General features: G+C 66.1%; 16 protein-coding genes. 10 read left to right on the forward strand and 6 right to left on the reverse strand.

Annotated elements, in window-relative coordinates; all coding sequences use genetic code 11:
- Positions 1–28 precede the first annotated feature (28 nt).
- Complete coding sequence (gene xylB, locus AB4879_RS02290; protein ID WP_370506246.1) at positions 29–1,429, forward strand: xylulokinase; 1,401 nt, start codon at positions 29–31, stop codon at positions 1,427–1,429.
- Here xylB and alr read toward each other — a convergent pair.
- The 4 genes from alr to AB4879_RS02310 all read right to left on the reverse strand — a co-directional run bounded on the left by alr (position 1,390) and on the right by AB4879_RS02310 (position 6,082).
- Positions 1,390–2,532, reverse strand: coding sequence for an alanine racemase (alr, locus tag AB4879_RS02295; RefSeq protein ID WP_370506247.1), 1,143 nt, complete (start codon positions 2,530–2,532; stop codon positions 1,390–1,392). The genes xylB and alr overlap by 40 nt on opposite strands.
- Position 2,533: 1 nt before the next feature.
- Positions 2,534–3,553 carry an aminotransferase class IV gene (locus AB4879_RS02300; protein WP_370506248.1) on the reverse strand — a complete coding sequence of 340 codons (1,020 nt, stop codon included), beginning with the start codon at positions 3,551–3,553 and terminating at the stop codon, positions 2,534–2,536.
- A 22-nt stretch (positions 3,554–3,575) separates the two neighbouring features.
- Positions 3,576–5,096 (reverse strand): APC family permease, encoded by a 1,521-nt coding sequence (locus AB4879_RS02305; RefSeq protein WP_370506249.1) that lies wholly within the window; start codon positions 5,094–5,096, stop codon positions 3,576–3,578.
- A gap of 92 nt (positions 5,097–5,188) precedes the next feature.
- Positions 5,189–6,082, reverse strand: coding sequence for a LysR family transcriptional regulator (locus AB4879_RS02310; protein ID WP_370506250.1), 894 nt, complete (start codon positions 6,080–6,082; stop codon positions 5,189–5,191).
- A gap of 185 nt (positions 6,083–6,267) precedes the next feature.
- Here AB4879_RS02310 and AB4879_RS02315 point away from each other — a divergent pair, with 185 nt between their 5' ends.
- Genes AB4879_RS02315 through AB4879_RS02355 form a run of 9 tightly spaced genes read left to right on the forward strand, consistent with a single transcriptional unit; the run spans position 6,268 to position 16,322 of the window.
- Positions 6,268–7,083, forward strand: a complete 816-nt coding sequence (locus tag AB4879_RS02315; protein ID WP_370506251.1) for an SDR family NAD(P)-dependent oxidoreductase — start codon at positions 6,268–6,270, stop codon at positions 7,081–7,083.
- A gap of 46 nt (positions 7,084–7,129) precedes the next feature.
- A complete protein-coding gene (locus AB4879_RS02320) occupies positions 7,130–7,795 on the forward strand; it encodes a TetR/AcrR family transcriptional regulator (protein ID WP_370506252.1) in 666 nt (221 codons plus the stop codon).
- Between the two features lie 7 nt (positions 7,796–7,802).
- Positions 7,803–7,997, forward strand: coding sequence for a ferredoxin (locus AB4879_RS02325; protein ID WP_370506253.1), 195 nt, complete (start codon positions 7,803–7,805; stop codon positions 7,995–7,997).
- Between the two features lie 3 nt (positions 7,998–8,000).
- Positions 8,001–9,239, forward strand: a complete 1,239-nt coding sequence (locus AB4879_RS02330) for a cytochrome P450 (protein WP_370506254.1) — start codon at positions 8,001–8,003, stop codon at positions 9,237–9,239.
- Between the two features lie 40 nt (positions 9,240–9,279).
- Positions 9,280–10,449, forward strand: coding sequence for an amidohydrolase family protein (locus tag AB4879_RS02335; RefSeq protein WP_370506255.1), 1,170 nt, complete (start codon positions 9,280–9,282; stop codon positions 10,447–10,449).
- A gap of 58 nt (positions 10,450–10,507) precedes the next feature.
- Positions 10,508–11,776 carry a M24 family metallopeptidase gene (locus AB4879_RS02340; protein ID WP_370506256.1) on the forward strand — a complete coding sequence of 423 codons (1,269 nt, stop codon included), beginning with the start codon at positions 10,508–10,510 and terminating at the stop codon, positions 11,774–11,776.
- On the forward strand, positions 11,766–12,914 hold the full coding sequence (locus AB4879_RS02345) for a M24 family metallopeptidase (RefSeq protein ID WP_370506257.1): 1,149 nt from the start codon (positions 11,766–11,768) through the stop codon (positions 12,912–12,914). Before AB4879_RS02340 ends, AB4879_RS02345 begins: the two co-directional genes overlap by 11 nt.
- The gene (locus tag AB4879_RS02350; RefSeq protein WP_370506258.1) at positions 12,907–13,920 is read left to right on the forward strand and encodes an enoyl-CoA hydratase/isomerase family protein; all 1,014 of its coding nucleotides are present in this window, start codon (positions 12,907–12,909) and stop codon (positions 13,918–13,920) included. The genes AB4879_RS02345 and AB4879_RS02350 overlap by 8 nt, the downstream gene beginning before the upstream one ends.
- Positions 13,917–16,322 carry a CaiB/BaiF CoA transferase family protein gene (locus tag AB4879_RS02355; RefSeq protein ID WP_370506259.1) on the forward strand — a complete coding sequence of 802 codons (2,406 nt, stop codon included), beginning with the start codon at positions 13,917–13,919 and terminating at the stop codon, positions 16,320–16,322. The genes AB4879_RS02350 and AB4879_RS02355 overlap by 4 nt, the downstream gene beginning before the upstream one ends.
- On the opposite strand, the gene AB4879_RS02360 is transcribed toward AB4879_RS02355, so the two are convergent.
- On the reverse strand, positions 16,319–16,906 hold the full coding sequence (locus tag AB4879_RS02360) for a TetR/AcrR family transcriptional regulator (protein ID WP_370506260.1): 588 nt from the start codon (positions 16,904–16,906) through the stop codon (positions 16,319–16,321). The two genes, AB4879_RS02355 and AB4879_RS02360, sit on opposite strands and share 4 nt — an antisense overlap.
- Complete coding sequence (locus tag AB4879_RS02365; RefSeq protein ID WP_370506261.1) at positions 16,903–17,337, reverse strand: nuclear transport factor 2 family protein; 435 nt, start codon at positions 17,335–17,337, stop codon at positions 16,903–16,905. The genes AB4879_RS02360 and AB4879_RS02365 overlap by 4 nt, the downstream gene beginning before the upstream one ends.
- Positions 17,338–17,446 lie beyond the last annotated feature (109 nt).

Genomic DNA, 17,446 nt, shown 5'->3' on the forward strand with positions numbered 1-17,446 from the left:
ACCGACGCCCACACCTGACGGCCCGGCGGTGACTCTTGTTGCCGGCGTGGACTCGTCCACCCAGTCGTGCAAGGTCCTGATCTGTGATGCCGCCACTGGTGCGGTCGTGCGGTCGGCGACCACCCCGCATCCCCCGGGCACCGAGGTCGACCCCGAGCTCTGGTGGGATGCCCTCCAGCGCAGCATCGCCGACGCCGGTGGCATCGACGACGTGGCCGCGGTGTCGGTCGGTGGCCAGCAGCACGGCCTGGTCTGCCTCGACCGGCGTGGCGCGGTGGTGCGGCCCGCCTTGCTGTGGAACGACACCCGCTCCGATACGGCCGCCGCCGAACTGGTGACAGAACTGGGCGGAGCTGCCTGGTGGGCAGCTCAGATCGGCGTCGTGCCCGTCGCATCGATCACCGTCACCAAGCTTCGCTGGCTGGCCGACCACGAACCGGGCAACGCCGACTCGACCGCAGCGGTGTGTCTCCCACACGATTGGCTGACCTGGCGACTGCGCGGTACCACCGACATCGGTGAGTTGTGCACCGACCGCAGTGACGCCAGCGGCACCGGCTACTACTCGGCGGCGGCCGGTGGGTACCGAGACGATGTGCTCACCACCGCCATGCGCGGCCGCCGGCCGGCACTGCCACGGGTCCTGGGTCCGCACGAGCCGGCTGGGCAGACCGCCACCGGCGCGGTGTTGGGGCCTGGCGCCGGGGACAATGCCGCCGCCGCATTGGGACTCGGTGCCGGCGTCGGTGACTGCGTCGTCTCGTTGGGCACCTCCGGAGTGGTCAGCGCCGTGAGTGAAGCGCCGCCGCGTGACTCACACGGGCTGGTTGCCGGCTTCGCCGACGCGACAGGCCGGTATCTACCGCTGGTGTGCACTCTCAACGGCGCACCGGTTCTGGCCGCGGTCGCAGAAATGCTGGGGGTGACCCTCGAGGACTTCTCCCGCCTGGCGCTCAGTGCGCCTGCCGGTGCCGAAGGCCTGATCTGGGTGCCCTACTTCGACGGCGAACGCTCACCGAATCTGCCCGCCGCCTCCGGCGCGCTGCACGGTGTGACCAGTCGTAATCTGTTGCCGGCCAACATTGCCCGAGCTGCCGTCGAAGGATTACTCGCCTCGATGCGATTCTGTCTGGACAAGATCGCCGAGCAGGGAGTCGGCACCGAACGGGTGATGATCGTCGGCGGCGGGGTGCGCTCCGAAGCGGTCCGGCGGATCGCACCGGCCGTGCTGTCCATGGCGGTCGCGGTGCCTGAACCGGCCGAGTACGTCGCCCTCGGTGCCGCCCGTCAGGCAGCGTGGACGCTGAACGGCGGCGACTGCCCGAGCTGGTCGTCGGTCCGGTCCGTGGTCTATGAGGCCGAGCCGACTCCAACGGTGATGGAGCGCTATCAGGATGCCTGCCTGCTGACGCTGGGCCGAGATAGATAGCGCCGCACGGTGCGCCCTCTCACACCGGAGAGGATCTCGTAGTCGATCGTGCCCGCGGCGCGTGCCCAGTCCGCGGCCGTCTGCTCGCCGGTGATGCCCGACCCGAACAGCACTGCTCGGTCACCCTCGGTCACGCCGGTTGCGCCAGGGCCGAGGTCGACGACGAACTGGTCCATACAGACTCGTCCCGCACTGGGGAATCGTCGCCCGTCGATCATGACCGCGAACCCGTCCGACAGCACCCGAGGGATACCATCCGCGTAGCCACAGGCCACCACCGCGATCGTGGTGTCGCGCGGCGCGATCCACGTGTGGTTGTACGAAACGCCCTGTCCTGCCGAGATCTTCTTGACGAGCGCGATCTCGGCCGTCAGCGTCATCGCCGGTTCGAGACCGAAATCGCCGAGATGTGGAACGGGGGTGCGCCCGTAGATGGCGATTCCGGCGCGGACCAGATCGCGGGACAGGTCCGGGCGAGTGAGTGCCGCAGCCGAATTCGACACGTGCACCACCTGCGCGGGTGTGCCCGCTCGGCGCAGATCTGCCACGCAGTCATCCAGATGTGCCGCCTGCCGAGTATTCAGCGGGTGGTCCGGTTCATCGCCTCTGGCAAGGTGTGTCATCGCGGTCCGCATCACCACCGATCCGGATGCCGCAGATGCGGCGATTGCGTCGCACAGCTGCGGCCACTCCGGCAGCGCGGCGCCGCCGCGTCCGAGGCCGGTGTCGACCTTCACCCCGATCGTCGCGGCGGTGCCAACGGACTCGGCAGCCGCCACCACTGCCGACAACTGACCGACCGAGGACACCACCAATTCCACGCCTGCGATAATCGCGGCGGCGAAATCGCTTGTGGGCGTGTGGAGCCAGGCCACGATTGGAGCGGACACCCCGTCGCGGCGCAGTGCCAGGGCCTCGTCGACCGTGGCAACTCCGATCTCGGCCGCACCGGCCGCCAGCGCTGCGCGCGCGACCTGGCTGGCGCCGTGACCATAACCGTCGGCTTTGACAACTGCCATCACGCGCGATCGCGCACGCTCACCCACCACGCGCACGTTGTGGGCGATCGCGCCCAGGTCGACGACGGCCTCGACGGCCGCCACGTCAGTAGTCGATGGCTTCGATGAGCGGCGACGGCTCGTCCATCAACGCCCAGAAGCGATCCCGGATCGCCACCGTGAGTGGGCCTGGTCGGCCGTCGCTGAATGCCTCGCCGTCCAGTGAGACGATCGGCGTCACGCCGCCCGCGGTGGTCACCGCCATCAGCTCGTCGGCATCGTAGAGTTCGCGGCTGGTCACGTCGCACAAGGTCGCTTCGATGCCCATGGCGTCGGCGATCTCGAAGACCGTCTTGCGGGTGATCCCGGGCAGCGCGTTGCGCGACGGGGAGAACAGCTTGCCGTCCTTGACGATCACGACGTTGAAGCCCGGCCCCTCGGCCACACAGTTGTCGGCGTCCAACAGGATTGCGGTGCGAGCGCCGCGGTCCTTGGCCTCGAAGCTGGCCGCGGTCAGATCACCCCACTGGTAGTTCTTGATGGTCGGATCCACGGTGTTGCGGCCGGCTCGCCGGACGTGGCGCGGCACGATCGCGGTGGTGCCGAAGATCTGTTCCTCGGGCGGAAATGCCCAGAGGTAGGGGATCGCGTAGATGTAGACCTGATGGTTGAGTTTGGACAAGTCTTTCTCACCCTTGCGTTTTCCGTAGCCGCGGGTGACGGTCAGGTTGACGAACGACTCTCGAAGTCCCGACAGCGCGACGCAGCGCTTGGTGATGTCGGCCAGCTCCTCCTTGGTCATCCCGGGGTCCAGCCGCAGCTTGCGAGCGCCGTCGAGCAGCCGGTCCAGGTGATCGCCGAGCCGGAAGATGTTGCCATGCCAGACATGCGCGACGGTGTAGGTGAGATCGGAGTGGCCGAAGCCGGTGTCGAAAATGGAGATCCTGGCCTCCGAAGCCGGCACGTACTCACCTTCGATCCAGGCGGCGCCGCCGGCGAATTCGGTGGAGTAGTCCAACTCGTAGTCACTGTATTGGATGACCGACCCGGGTGGGGTGTCCTCGCGGATGGCGCCGGGCTCGACGCTGACCAGATTGCTGGTGGCGAATTCGGTGTGAATTGTCATGTGCGTGATTCCTTTTCGGGGTCTAGTCGTTGACCAGGTGGGTGCGGGCGAAGTCTGATCCGGCCTCGCCGCGGCTGAGACGGCCACGCAGTCCGGTGCCCCACCACAGGGCGCCGACCGCGACGATGCCGAGGAATACCCAGCCATTGCCGGCGAACTGTGGCAGGAATATCAGCGCCACCGCGACGGCGAGGAACACGACCAGCGCGGTGACGTAGACCGGTACGCGGAAGCGGCCCAGGTCGAAGGTGCCCGGTTCGCCCTGGGGGATGGTGCCTTTGCGCACGCCGACCAGCAGGCCGATCGTCTGCAGGATGTAGACCGAGAAGAACAACAGTGAGGCGATACCGAGGATGTAGTTGAACGCCTTCTCGTTGACCAAAGCGGATAGCAGCAACACGGTGGACAGGCATCCGAGACCGATGACCGCATACGTGGGGGTCTTGCTCTTGGCCGAGACATGACGCCACAGGTGGGAGGCCGGCAGCATGTTGTCCCTTGCCATCGAGTAGGTCAGCCGGGTGGCCACCAGGATGTTGGACAGCAAGCAAGCCAGGATGTTGGTGAGCGCAACGGCGACAACGATTTTGGTGACGACCGGCCCGGCCTGCTGGTTGATGATCTCCTCGATCGGCGCGGCCGAATTGGCCTGCACGGCCGCTTCGTCCCGGATCGCCAGCACGTAGACGACGTACATCAGCAGTTCGATCACGATCGAGGTGACCAGTGCGTAGAACATGGTGCGCGGGACCACGTGGCGGGCGTTCTTGGTCTCTTCGGCGACGTCGGCGCCGGACTCCACGCCGATCAGGCCGAAGAACGGGCCGAGTGCGGCGGCCAGCCAGGCCACCGCGTAGGAGTCCTTGTCGCCGGATTCACCGCCGGTGAACAGTGCCGAGATGGGTTGGTGGTGGTCGGGGGCGGAGAACGCGATGATTGCCACCAACAGGGTCGCGCCGACGGTGACGATCAGCTCCAGGCTCACGCCGATGTTGTTGACCATGGTGGCGAAGCGCACGCCATAGATGTTGATGAGCACGCAGAGGAACACCACGCCGATGGCGACGAGGATCTGCTCGCTCTGCGTCATGTTCCAGCCGAACAGGCCGCCGAGGTAGCCCGACAAGATGAAGCCGACGCCTGTCATGCCACTGATCCAGCCGAGCAGGGCGACGAACCCGGTGAACCAGCCGAGGCTGGGGCCGTTGATCCGGCTGGTCCACTGGTAGGCGTAGCCCGCCAGTGGAATCTTGGCTGTCAGGTCGGCCGCGATGAAGGCCCACAGCGAGAAGACGACTCCGGCCAGCAGCAGCGTCCACACGAACGGGCCGCCGGCGGTGAAATAGCCGGCGCCGAATCCGGTGAAGACCGCGGTCGTGGCACTGATGGTGGCGAATCCGATGGCGAACGAGGCAAGGGAGCCCACCGACCGGTCAAGTCGCTGCTGGTAGCCGAACTCGGCGAGCCGGGCGTCCTCGCTTTCGCCCGGACGGGCTGGGGGCGGTAACGGTGAATGAGTGGAGGGGGTCAGCGCATCGGTCATGGTCACTCCAGGTCAGGGCGGCTCATAGAACAACTGAAGCCAGGAAAACGCGCCGTGAACGGTTTTGGAAGTTCCACATTTCAATGGACTTATTAACGTGGTTTATCAGCGGGTTCCTCGCCGAAGTTCCAGTGCTCCTGAACGTGCGAGACCAGCGCCGCTGCCTGCGGAGACAGTCGCGCAGGGTGCCACGCGAGTGCGGTGTAGCTGGGCGGGCGCCCGGTGATCGGCACGTAAACAATTCCGGGCCGGTCGTAGAAATGCGCCACCGACGATGTCGTGAAGCTGATCCCGAGGCCCCGGGCGATCATCGTGGTCTCGGCTTCGTACGTCGCGGCGATGCCGGCGATGGACGGCGGCCGGTTGCCGCGCACGTCCATCGCCAGCCAGTAGTCGCGCCAGACGCCGGCGGTCATCGGGGCGCACACGATCGGTTCGTCGAGCAGGTCGGTGATGTCGACCTCGGGGCGGGTGGCCAGCCGGTGATCCCTGGGCAGGCACGCCACCCAGCTCTCGGCGTCCAGAAGAAGCATCCGGTGATCGGGCAGATCCACCGGCGGCCGGATCAGCGCGACCTCTGTGCTTCCGTCGCCGAGACCCGCGGTGGGGTCGGCGAAGTCGTACTCGCTGGGTTCGACGACCACGCCCGGGTGCGCCGCCTCGAAGTGCCGAACGATGCGGAACAACAGATCTGCTCCGGTGCCGATCAGATAGCCGAGTCGCAAGACACCCTGCTGTGTTCCCGACATCGTCACCAGGTTGGCGACGACGGCGTCAACACCGCTGAGCGCCTGCTGCACCTGGGGGAGCCACGCTGCGCCCAAATCCGTCAACGCGACCTCGCGGGTGTTGCGGGTGAACAACGCGACACCGAAGTGGAGCTCGAGTTGCTTGATCGCCGTCGACAACGCCGGCTGGGTGATGAACAGCTTGTCGGCGGCGCGCCGATAGTTCAGCTCGGTGCCAAGGACCGCGAAGTACCGCAACTGGCGCAACGTGACATCGACTTTCGTGGTGCCCTCCTGGCTCGAGACTGGTTGCGAGCTTCCAGTGTGCGTCGATCTCGGCGAGATCGGGCCATTTAAATCACGCGCTTGACTTACCACGCGGACTGCGAGTTGACTGCGAACGCGCACCGGATCGGCGTGCGGACGAGAGGGATTGGGCCGTCATGGGCAACGAATTGGCAGGCAAGGTCGCGGTCGTGACCGGCGGTGCGGCGGGGCTCGGGGCCGCCATCGTCGAGCGATTTCTGGGTGAGGGCGCGATCGTCGTGTTCGGCGACATCGACGCCGAACAGGGGCAGGCGCTGGCCGCGCGGCACGGGGAGAAAGCGCTGTTTCTTCCGACCGACGTCGCCGTCACCGAGCAGCTCACCCGCCTCATCGATACTGCGGTCGAGAAGTTCGGTGGCCTCGACGTAATGGTGAACAACGCCGGCGTCTCCGGAAGGATGCACCGGAGTTTCCTGGACGACGGCCTCGAGGATTTCGAGCAGGTGATGGCCGTCAACGTCAAAGCCGTGATGGCGGGAACCAGGGATGCCGCCCGGCACATGACGGAACGCGGCGGCTCGATCATCAACCTGACCTCGATCGGCGGAATGCAGGCCGGCGGCGGTGTGATGACCTATCGGGCGTCCAAGGCCGCGGTCATCCACTTCACCAAGTGCGCCGCGATCGAACTCGCCAACCATGAGATCCGGGTGAACTGCCTTGCGCCCGGCCACATTCGGACGGCCATCGTGTCGAAGTCCGCGCACGGCATGGATCCCGAGCAGGTGGCGAAGTTCGAAGCGGGCATTCGCGCGACCATGCGCGCCGACCGGCCGCTGGAGCGGGAGGGAACCGCCGAGGACGTGGCCGAAGCGATCCTGTACTTCGCAGGCGACCGCTCGCCGTACGTCACCGGCACCGTTCTGCCGGTCGATGGGGGAACCGCGGCGGGCAAGCCGGTGCCGAAGAAGAAAAAGCCGGCAGCTTCTTAAATCAATCGCTTGACTTAATCACGCTCGCGGCGTTGACTGGGCTGCGATGACCACCGCCACCACCCCTTCCGGGAGCACCCGCACCGATCGGGCGAGTCTGACCCGCGAAGCGATCCTCACCGCCGCCGAGCGGCTGTTTGCCGAGCACGGCGTCTTCGCGGTGTCCAACCGTCAGGTCAGTGAAGCGGCCGGGCAGGGCAACAATGCGGCCGTCGGCTACCACTTCGGCACCAAGACCGACCTGGTCCGCGCGATCGAGCACAAGCACGCCATACCGGTGGAACGGCTTCGCGAGCAACGGGTTGCGGCGATGGTCGACAGCACGGAGCTCCGGGACTGGGTGGAATGCCTGGTGCTACCGCTGACCGATCACCTGACGGAGCTGGGCAACCCCACCTGGTATGCCCGATTCGCCGCACAGGTGATGGCTGACCCGGCCTACCAGCAGACCGTCAGTCGCGACGCGCTCACGTTGCCCGCTCTGATCACGGTGCTCGAGGGCATCAATCGCTGCCTGCCGGACCTGCCGGCTCATGTCCGCGTCGAGCGCAAGATCATGGGCCGCAATCTGCTGATCCATACCTGTGCGGAATACGAACGTGCCCTCGCCGAGGGTTCAGCCCTGCCTCTGACCAATTGGCGCACAGCCGCTTCCGGACTGGTCGACGCGATCGTCGGACTGTGGCTGGCCCCCGTGACACGACAAGGTTAGTACCACGATGAAGGTCACCGTCGACCAGGACAAGTGTGTTTCCTCCGGCCAATGCGTGCTCAACGCGGCCGAGGTCTTCGATCAGCGCGACTCCGACGGTGTCGTGGTGCTGCTCGAAGCCAATCCGCCTGCCGACCAGGAAGACAACGCACGCCGGGCGGCCGCGGCCTGTCCCGCACAAGCCATCTACGTCGAGGAGTGAGGCATGTCGGACACATTGACGTCTGACCCGACCGAGGCGGCAACCGCCCCGGAGTATCCGATGGCACGTGAGGCGCGCTGCCCGTTCGCTCCGCCGCCTGGGCTGCTCACGATGAACGAGACCAAGCCGCTGTCGCGGGTGCGGATCTGGGACGGGAGCACCCCGTGGCTGGTGACCGGCTACGAAGCCGCCCGAACGCTGTTCGCCGATTCTCGGATCAGCGTCGACGACCGCAACCCGGGCTTCCCGCATTGGAACGAACACATGCGTGCCACGGTCGACAAGAGGCCGCGCTCGGTGTTCACATCCGACGCCGAGGAGCACACCCGGTTCCGGCGAATGCTGTCCAAGCCGTTCACCTTCCGCCGGGTGGAGACGTTGCGCGAAGTCATCCAGCAGGTCACCGACGAATGTATCGACGAGATCCTGGCCGGACCACAGCCCGCCGATTTGGTCGCCAAGCTCGCCCTGCCGGTGCCGACCCGAGTCATCAGCGACATGCTCGGCGTGCCCTATGAGGACCACGAGTTCTTCCAGGAGCACGCCAACGCCGGCCTGGCCCGCTACGCCGCGGCCGACGCCATGCAAAAGGGCGCAATGAGTCTGCACCAGTACCTCATCAACCTGGTGCGCAAGAAGCAGGAAGAGCCCGCCGAGGACGCCATCTCCGACCTCGCCGAACGGGTCACAGCCGGCGAGATCGACGTCAAGGAAGCCGCGCAGCTGGGCACCGGATTGCTCATCGCCGGGCACGAGACCACGGCCAACATGATCGGGCTCGGCCTCCTCGCGCTGCTGGAGAACCCCGAACAGGCAGCGTTGCTTCGTGATTCGGACGATCCGAAGTTCATCGCGAATGCCGTCGAGGAATTGATGAGGTATCTGTCGATCATCCAGACCGGCCAGCGCCGGGTGGCCCTCGAGGACATCGAGATCGGCGGAGAGACCATCAAGGCCGGCGAGGGCGTGATCCTCGATCTGGCCCCGGCCAACTGGGATCCCGCCATGTACCCCGACCCAGGCACGCTGGACCTGACTCGTGATGCCAGCCAGCAGTTGGGATTCGGCTACGGCAGGCACCAATGTGTCGGCCAGCAGTTGGCCCGTGCCGAGATGCAGATCGTGTTCCCCACAGTCCTGCGCCGCATACCCAACATGACATTGGCGATCCCGTTCGAAGAGGTGCCGTTCGCGGAAGACCACCTCGCCTACGGGGTCTACGAAGTCCCCGTTACCTGGTAGCCACCGAATACACGTTCCACAGCCCCGAATGGAGACCAGAATGACCAGCGCAAAAGCCACGCTGTATCCGCCGGAAGGTTTCGGTGCGCCGAAGAACCGCCACGGCCATTCCACCGGCGGGGTCGTGGGACTTCCGGCCGGTACCGAGATCTTCTCGGCCGACAACCACATCTCGGTGGCCGACGACATCTTCTACGACCGCTTTCCCGAGGAACTCAAAGGTTCTGCCCCGCGCATCTGGTACGAGGACGGCGCCTACATGGTCGGCATGAAGGGCAAGGCATGGACCGGTGGTGACTTCGGCCGGGTGCTGATGCAGTACGACGACCTCGCCGGCGCGGCGTCGAACAATATCGAGGCCCGCATCCGCGAGCTCAAAGAGGACGGCATCGACACCGAACTCGCCTTTCCGAACGCTGTACTCGCCTTGTTTCATTACCCGGACAAGTCGTTGCGGGAGCGGGTGTTCCGGATCTACAACGAGCACATCGCAGATCTGCAGGAGCGCTCCAACGGCCACTTCTACGGCGTCGGGCTGATCAACTGGTGGGACCCGAAAGGCACGCGCAGCACCCTGGAGGAGCTGAAAGCGCTGGGGCTCAAGACGTTCCTGCTTCCGCTGAACCCCGGCAAGGATGACGACGGCAACATCTACGACTACGGCAGCACCGACATGGACGCCGTGTGGGACGAGATCGAAGCATCGGGCGTACCCGTCAGCCACCACATCGGCGAGACGCCGCCGAAGACTCCGTGCCAGAACAACAGCGTGGTGGTCGGCATGATGGTCAACGTCGACTCGTTTCGCGAGCAGTTCGCCAAGTACGTGTTCTCCGGAATCCTCGACCGGCATCCCAGCCTGAAGGTCGGCTGGTTCGAGGGGGGCATCGCCTGGGTGCCCACCGCGTTGCAGGACGCCGAGCACATGCTGGCCTCCTATCGACACATGTTCAATCACGAGCTGGAGCATTCAGTGCGCGACTACTGGTCCAAACACATGAGCGCGTCGTTCATGGTCGACCCGCTGGGGCTGCAACTGATCGATCAGATCGGCGTCGACAACGTGATGTGGTCGTCGGACTATCCGCACAACGAGAGCACGTTCGGCTACTCGGAGAAGTCGCTGGCATCGGTGGTGGAGACGGTGGGTCCCGAGGCCGCAGTGAAGATAGTCAGCACCAACGTGCAGAAGTTCCTGGGGATCGCATGAGCGAGCGTGCGAGCGAATCATGGATGATGAGCGAGCGTGCGAGCGAATCATGGATCTGATGACGACATCGACCCAGTCCGGCGTCGTCCAGATCGCCCGGACCGGGTATGCGTCGCTGGACATTCCGCAGGAACCCGACTTCGACCGGATGCGTAGCGAAGTCGGCGCGCGGCTGCATGCCGCGATGGCCGATCAGGGCGTGGACGCACTGGTGCTACTGGGCAACGGCAACGTCATCTACGCGACCGGTATCAGCTGGCCGTTGGCGGACGCCGGGTTGTCGCATGTCGAACGGCCGGTGGCGGTGGTCTTGGCCGACGACGAGCACCCGCATCTGTTCCTGCCGTTCCGCGAGGGGGCGGCGATGGAGTCAGGCCTGCCCGATGACCATCTGCATGGGCCGATCTACCTCGAATTCGACGAAGGGGTAGCGGAATTCGCGAAGATCCTCGCCGGATTGGTCCCGGCGGGCGCGACGGTCGCGACCGATGAGTTGACCGGGGCGATGCGACGAGCGGGCGGGGCGCTGTTCCCCAGCGCGCCGGTGGACGCGGCCCCAGTGGTCGGTGCGGCGAAACTGGTCAAGACCATCGACCAGATAGCCTGCATCCGGCGTGCCTGTCAGATCACCGAACTGGCGGTCGCCGAGATTCACAAGTCGCTGGCGCCCGGTGCTCGACAGATCGACCTGTCTGCCGAATTTGTCCGTCGCACTTTCGAACTCGGTGCGACCACGAACATGTTCGACTCGATCTGGCAGGTCATGCCCACATCGAAGGCGCAGGGAACCTGGACCACGACCGGCGATCTCGCCCTGCCGCTGTTGACGACCGAGCGTGAATTGGCACAAGGCGACGTGTTGTGGACCGACGTGTCCATCTCCTACCACGGCTACTGCTCCGACCACGGGCGCACCTGGATCGTCGGTCAGGAACCGACCCGGGCTCAGCAGCGCCAGTTCGAGAGATGGAGTCGAATTGTCGACGGGGTGCTTGGGGTGACCAAAGCCGGCGCCACGTGTGGTGACCTCGGACGTGCGGCGATCGCCGCTGCCGGCGGGGAGAAGCCGTGGCTGCCGCATTTCTACCTCGGTCATGGTATCGGAACGAGTGCGGCCGAAATGCCGATGATCGGAACGGATCTCGGTCAGGAGTGGGACGACAACTTCGTCTTTCCGGCCGGAATGTTGTTGGTGTTCGAGCCGGTGGTGTGGGAGGACGGCACGGGCGGCTACCGCGGCGAGGAGATCGTCGTGGTTACCGATGATGGCTGGATGCCGCTGACCGCCTATCCATACGACCCGTACGAGGTACCCAATGGGAACTGAAATCGAGGCTGATGCCCGGGCTCTGCGGCTCAGCCGTCGTGAGCGTGCACTGGCCCAGATGGAGGCCCACGACCTCGACGTGCTTGTGCTCGGTCGGCAGGCCAATGTCCGCTATATTTCCGGAGCCCCGCAGCTGTGGGTGGTTGGCACTCGCCCGTTCGGTCCGATCTGTGAATTCGTACGCGCCACCGGCGAGATCCATCTCAACAGCACGTGGGATGAGGGTATTCCCGAGGAGATCCCGCACGAGAATCTGTATGGGTTCGCATGGAACCCGATGACATTGGTCGAGATACTGAAGAACATCAAGGGCGCCGACACCGCGCGTCGAGTCGGGACAGATGCCCTGACACCGACTTTCGCCAAACTGCTGCCGATGGCGTTCCCGAACGCGGAGCTGGTGGACGCCGAGCAGGCCATGCAGGCTGCCCGCCGCGTCAAGACTCCCGAGGAACTGCAGGTATTGCGGCACGCGCTGGCGATCGCCGAGGAGGGTCTGGCCACGGGTGCGGCGGCGCTCGGAGCGGGGACCACCACGAAGGCCATCACCGCTGTGGTGTTGGAGGCTGAGGCCGCCGGTGGAGTGAGCACCCCGGCCACCCAAGACGCCGCCTGGGTGACGTCGAAGGAGCATCCGTGGCGGCGCGCCGAGGGCGGTGATGCGATCCGCGAGGGCGACCTGGTGGTGTTGTCGGCCGGGGTGCTGGCCGACGGTTATGTCGCCGAGGTAGCCCGCACACTCTATGTCGGCGAGCCGACCGAGGCCGTGCGCGCGCTCTACCGGCGCCGAGATGCACTGTGGGACAGTTTGGTCGAGGTGTGCCGACCCGGCATGGCGACGAGCGCATTGTTGGATGCCTACGCTCGCGCCGGTGAGCGACTACCGGTCATGCCGGTGGCGCACGGCCTCGGCTTGGGCTTCGACCCGCCGGTCGTCTCGCCGCAGCTGCGGGCCACCGCCGAGGCTGAACTGTTGGAGGACGGGATGGTGCTTGCCGTCGCCGCCCACGTCTGGCAGGAGTCGGTCGGCTCGGTGATCACCCGCGACGCCGTCTTGATCACCGCTGACGGGTGCGAGGTACTGACGTCTAGTCCGGCGTGGACCGCCGCGGCAAGCGTCGCTACGAGCAATGGCTGAGACGAAACGCCCGTCGGCCGAGGAGATCATCCTCTACGACAAGGACCCGAAGACCAAGATCGCGACGATCACCTTCAACCGTCCCGAGTACCTCAATGCGCCGACCGCCGCGGCGCGCCTGCGCTATTCGGACCTGCTGTACCAGGCCGGAGTGGACGACCAGGTCAAGGTCGTCGTCATCCGGGGCGTGGGGGAGGATCTCGGCAGCGGTGCCGACCTCCCCGAGTTCATGGAGTTGCAGAACGACGAGGACGCCGGCCCCCGGCTCGGGGAATTCCGGATCCCGCCCGGCACGGTCGAATACCCGCCGCAGGGAACGTATCGCCGCGGCGCCTCGGTCGGTGCCTGGTACGCCAGCCCGCAGTCGGGTATCCGCACACTGCAGGACTTCAAGAAGATCTCGATCCTCGAAGTCAAGGGTTACTGCTACGGCTGGCACTTCTACCAGGCCGCCGATGCTGACCTGGTGATCTCCAGCGACGACGCATTGTTCGGCCATCCGTCGTTCCGCTACTACGGCTGGGGTCCCCGGATGTGGTGGTGGACCCAGATGATGGGCATCCGCAAGTTCCAGGAGATGGTGTACACCGGCCGGCCGTTCACCGCCGCCGAGATGTACGAGTGCAACTTCCTCAACAGCGTGGTGTCGCGGGACGAACTCGAAGACGAGGTCAGTCGGTATGCACTGGCCTGCGCGCGAAACCGGCCCACCGACACCGTTTTTCAGCAGAAGATGTTCTTCGAGGTGTTCAAGCAGTTCCAGGGCGAGTACTTGGGCAGCCTGCTCGGCAGCACGTTCGAGTCGCTCGGCGGCGCGGCCGTACGCGACGAGGACGAGTTCGACATGCACGCCGGACTCGACTCGGGGCTCGCGGGCGCGGTGAAGGACAACGACAGCAAGTTCCCACCGGAGTGGCGCCTGTCGAAGTCCGGACGTGCGAAAGTCAAGCCCCAGAAGGCCGAGGCAGAGAAGACCGCGACCAAGAAGACGAAGAAGAAGCGATGACCGACTCACCACTGAGCGGCTTTGTCGTGGTCGATCTGTCCACCGGCATCCCCGGCGGGTACTGCACCAAGTTGCTCGCCGACGCCGGCGCCGACGTCATCAAAGTCGAGGCGCCCGAAGGTGATCCGCTGCGGCGATGGTCAGCCTCCGGAGCGCGGATCGGACCACACGAGCACGGCGCGCTGTTCAGCTTTCTGGCCGGTGGCAAGCACAGTGTGGTCGCCGACCCGGCCCTCGACGAGGATTTGCGCTGGGTGGGCGACCTGCTGGCCGGCGCCGACGCCGTCGTCTGGTCACCGGATTCGCCGCTGGCCGAACACCCGGCGCTGACGCCTGCCGCTGTGCACGCCGCCCACCCGCACCTGATCGTCGCCGCAATCACACCGTTTGGTCTGGATGGCCCGTGGAGTGGCCGCCCCGCAACCGAATTCACGCTGCAGGCCTGGTCCGGCGGCATCGTCGGGCTGGGCCGCGGCGCACCGGACCGCGCACCGGTCTACGTCGGCGGCCGGGTCGGCGACTATCTGTCCGGGGCGTACGCCAGTGCGGCGATCCTGGCGTCCCGCATGCAGGTGCTGGCCGGCGGCGCCGGCGATCTCATCGATCTGTCCATGCTGGAAAGTCACGTCATGGGTCTGACCTACTACCCGGTGACCTACTCCGACATGCTCGGGCGGCCCTGGCGCGACGCCCGCAAACTGACCGTACCTGGCGTCGCCCGCGTCAAGGACGGCTTGGTGGACGTCGGATGTGGCACCGCTCAGCAGTGGTTCGACCTGTGCGCGATGATCGGACACCAGGAGTGGATCGACGAGAACGCGCCCGTGAGCATCACCGAGCAGGCCAGCGAGAAAGCCGACGAGCTGTATGCCTGGATGGCCGAGCGCACCGGTGACGAGGTCCGCGAGCTGGCCACGGCGTTCCGGATCCCCAACGCGCCGGTAGCGACGCCCGACACCATCGAGTCGCTGGAGCATTTCGTCGCCCGCAAGACGTTCGTCACCCACCCGGCCGGCTTCCGCCAGCCCGGTCATCCCTACCGGATCACCGGTGTCGAGTTGCGCCCGCCGTCGCCGGCACCGCGACTCGGGGAGCACACCGACCGGCATCGCCAGGCGCCGCGCCCGACCCGGCGGCCCGGCATTGCTCAGGATCGGTTGCCACTCAGCGGGATCCGCGTTGTGGACCTCACCACGTTCTGGGCCGGACCGTCGGCCACCCACCTGATGGCGCTGCTGGGCGCCGAGGTGATCCATGTGGAATCAGCGCGCCGCCCCGACGGCACCCGGATGATCGCCGGGGTTCCCGTCTCCGAGGATCACTGGTGGGAGAAGCAGCCGATCTTCGCAGCGCTGAACACCGGCAAGAAGGACATCACCCTCGACCTGGGCACTGAACGCGGACGTGAACTGCTGCTCCGGTTGATCGCCACCGCCGACGTGGTCGCCGAAAACTACACGCCGCGGGTGCTCGATCACCTCGGCTTGGATTATGCTGCGGTACAACGCATCCGGCCGGATATCGTGATGTGCCGCATGCCGGGTTTCGGGCTGGACGGCCCGTGGCGGGACAATCCGGCGTTCGCGTACGTGATCGAGGCCGCCGCCGGTATCAGCTGGCTCACCGGCTACCCGGACCGCAACCCGTACGAACCGTATTCCGTCGGTGATCCGAACGCCGGCCTGCACGCGTTGAACGCGGTGCTGCTCGCGCTCGAACATCGCCGGCGCACCGGCGAGGGGGCACTGGTCGAGGCCGCGATGGTGGATGCGGCGCTCAACATTGCCGCCGAACAGATCGTCGAGTACTCCGCGTACGGCGCGGTGCTCCAGCGTGCAGGCAACCGGGGACCGTCGGCATCGCCGCAGAACCTCTACCGCAGCAACGAGATCGACGAGTTCGGGCGGGATGACTCCTGGGTGGCGATCGCCGTCGAAAATGACGAGCAATGGCAGGCGCTGCGCAACGCGCTCGGCGATCCGGACTGGGCCGCCGATCCCGACCTCGACACCGAGAGTGGCCGACGGGCCCGCGAGGACGTCGTCGACCGGCATCTGGGCGCGTGGTGCCGGGACCGCACCGGGGACGAAATCGTCGCCGCGCTGTGGCCGGCCGGTGTCCCGGTGGCCAAGGTCATCCAGCCGCACCGGCAGACCGAGCTCGAACAGCTTGCCGCCCGCGAGTTCTTCGAAGTGCTCGATCACCCGGTGAACGAGCCGGCGCGATTCACCACGATGCCGTTTCGCCTGTCTGGCCGGACACCGCCGATCCACACCGCGCCTGCGCCGCTGCTCGGCCAGCACAATCATGAGCTGCTGGCCGAACTCGGCTTGTCCGACACCGATATCGAGGAACTGTCGGCAGCCGGAGTGATCGGCTCGGCGCCGCCGGGCGGAGGCTAGCGTAGGCCGGTGACGGCAGGGGTGACCAATTCCAGCAGCCACCCGCCCCACTGCGCGTCGGTGCGTTTGCCGGGCAGTGCCAACGCGCTGGACACGGTGACCAGCAGGCCGGTCGCGATGAAGGTACGAACACCCATGGCATCGGCGCCGGTGAGGTCCGTGATGGTCTGCTGCAGTGCCAGATAGCGGGCCGCCACCTCGTCGCGCACAACGGGGTCGCCCGCCGCGGCATACGCATGCAGCATGACCAATGCGACGATGCGGTCTTTCTGCAACAGGCGGCGATAGGCATCGCCGAGCGCGACAAGGGGCGCGCCGGAGTCCTCCTGGTGCGCCGGGGCGGTCGCGGCGAACGCCTCACTGACGCGATCGAACACCCAGGTAACGACCTCCAAGAAGAGTTCCCGCTTGGAGCCGAACATCTGCACGATGCGCGGATGGGAGACCTCCGCCCGCGCGGCGATCGCTTCCAATCGGGCTCCGGCCAGACCGTTTTCGGCGAACTCGATCGCGGCGGCGGCGATGATCTCGCGGCGGCGAACCGCCGCCGGCTTGTGCACCCGCGGAGCCGGAGAGTGGCTCATCGTCGTTCGGTACCCCGGATCTGGCGTTTGACCAGTTCGTTGTCGTACAGGCACCGGTAGGTCGTGATCAGGCCGTCCTCGTCGAATTCCAGCCGATCATCGCCGTGGAACTCGACGACGGTGCTGGTGTTGGCGACGGTTCCGGTGAACTTCCACGCCACCAGCACGGCACGCCGACGGACATCGGCGAACAGGCCCTCGAGGGCAAAGCTGTTGTCGGGGAAGGTCCGTGCCATCTCGGTCACGAAGTTCTTGATCGGCTCGCGCCCATACACGGTCTGGCCCAGCGCCGGTTCGTCGTAGACCAGGTCTTCGGCGCACAACGCCGCGACCGCGTCGCCGTCGTGATCGTTCCATGCGGTGGCCCACCTACGGCAGAAGTCCTGCACAGCGGGGGGATCGGAAATCGCGGCGAGGCTGATTGCTGTCATGGCAGCCAACTTACTGGTTTGTAAGAAATTCGACAACGGCCGGGGCTGGGGAGGGGGACGTATTGCCTCGACCGCACCTATGAGAATAGGATTCTCTCCAACTGCATAA

It is taken from the genome of Mycobacterium sp. SA01, from assembly GCF_041287105.1.
Taxonomy (GTDB): domain Bacteria; phylum Actinomycetota; class Actinomycetes; order Mycobacteriales; family Mycobacteriaceae; genus Mycobacterium.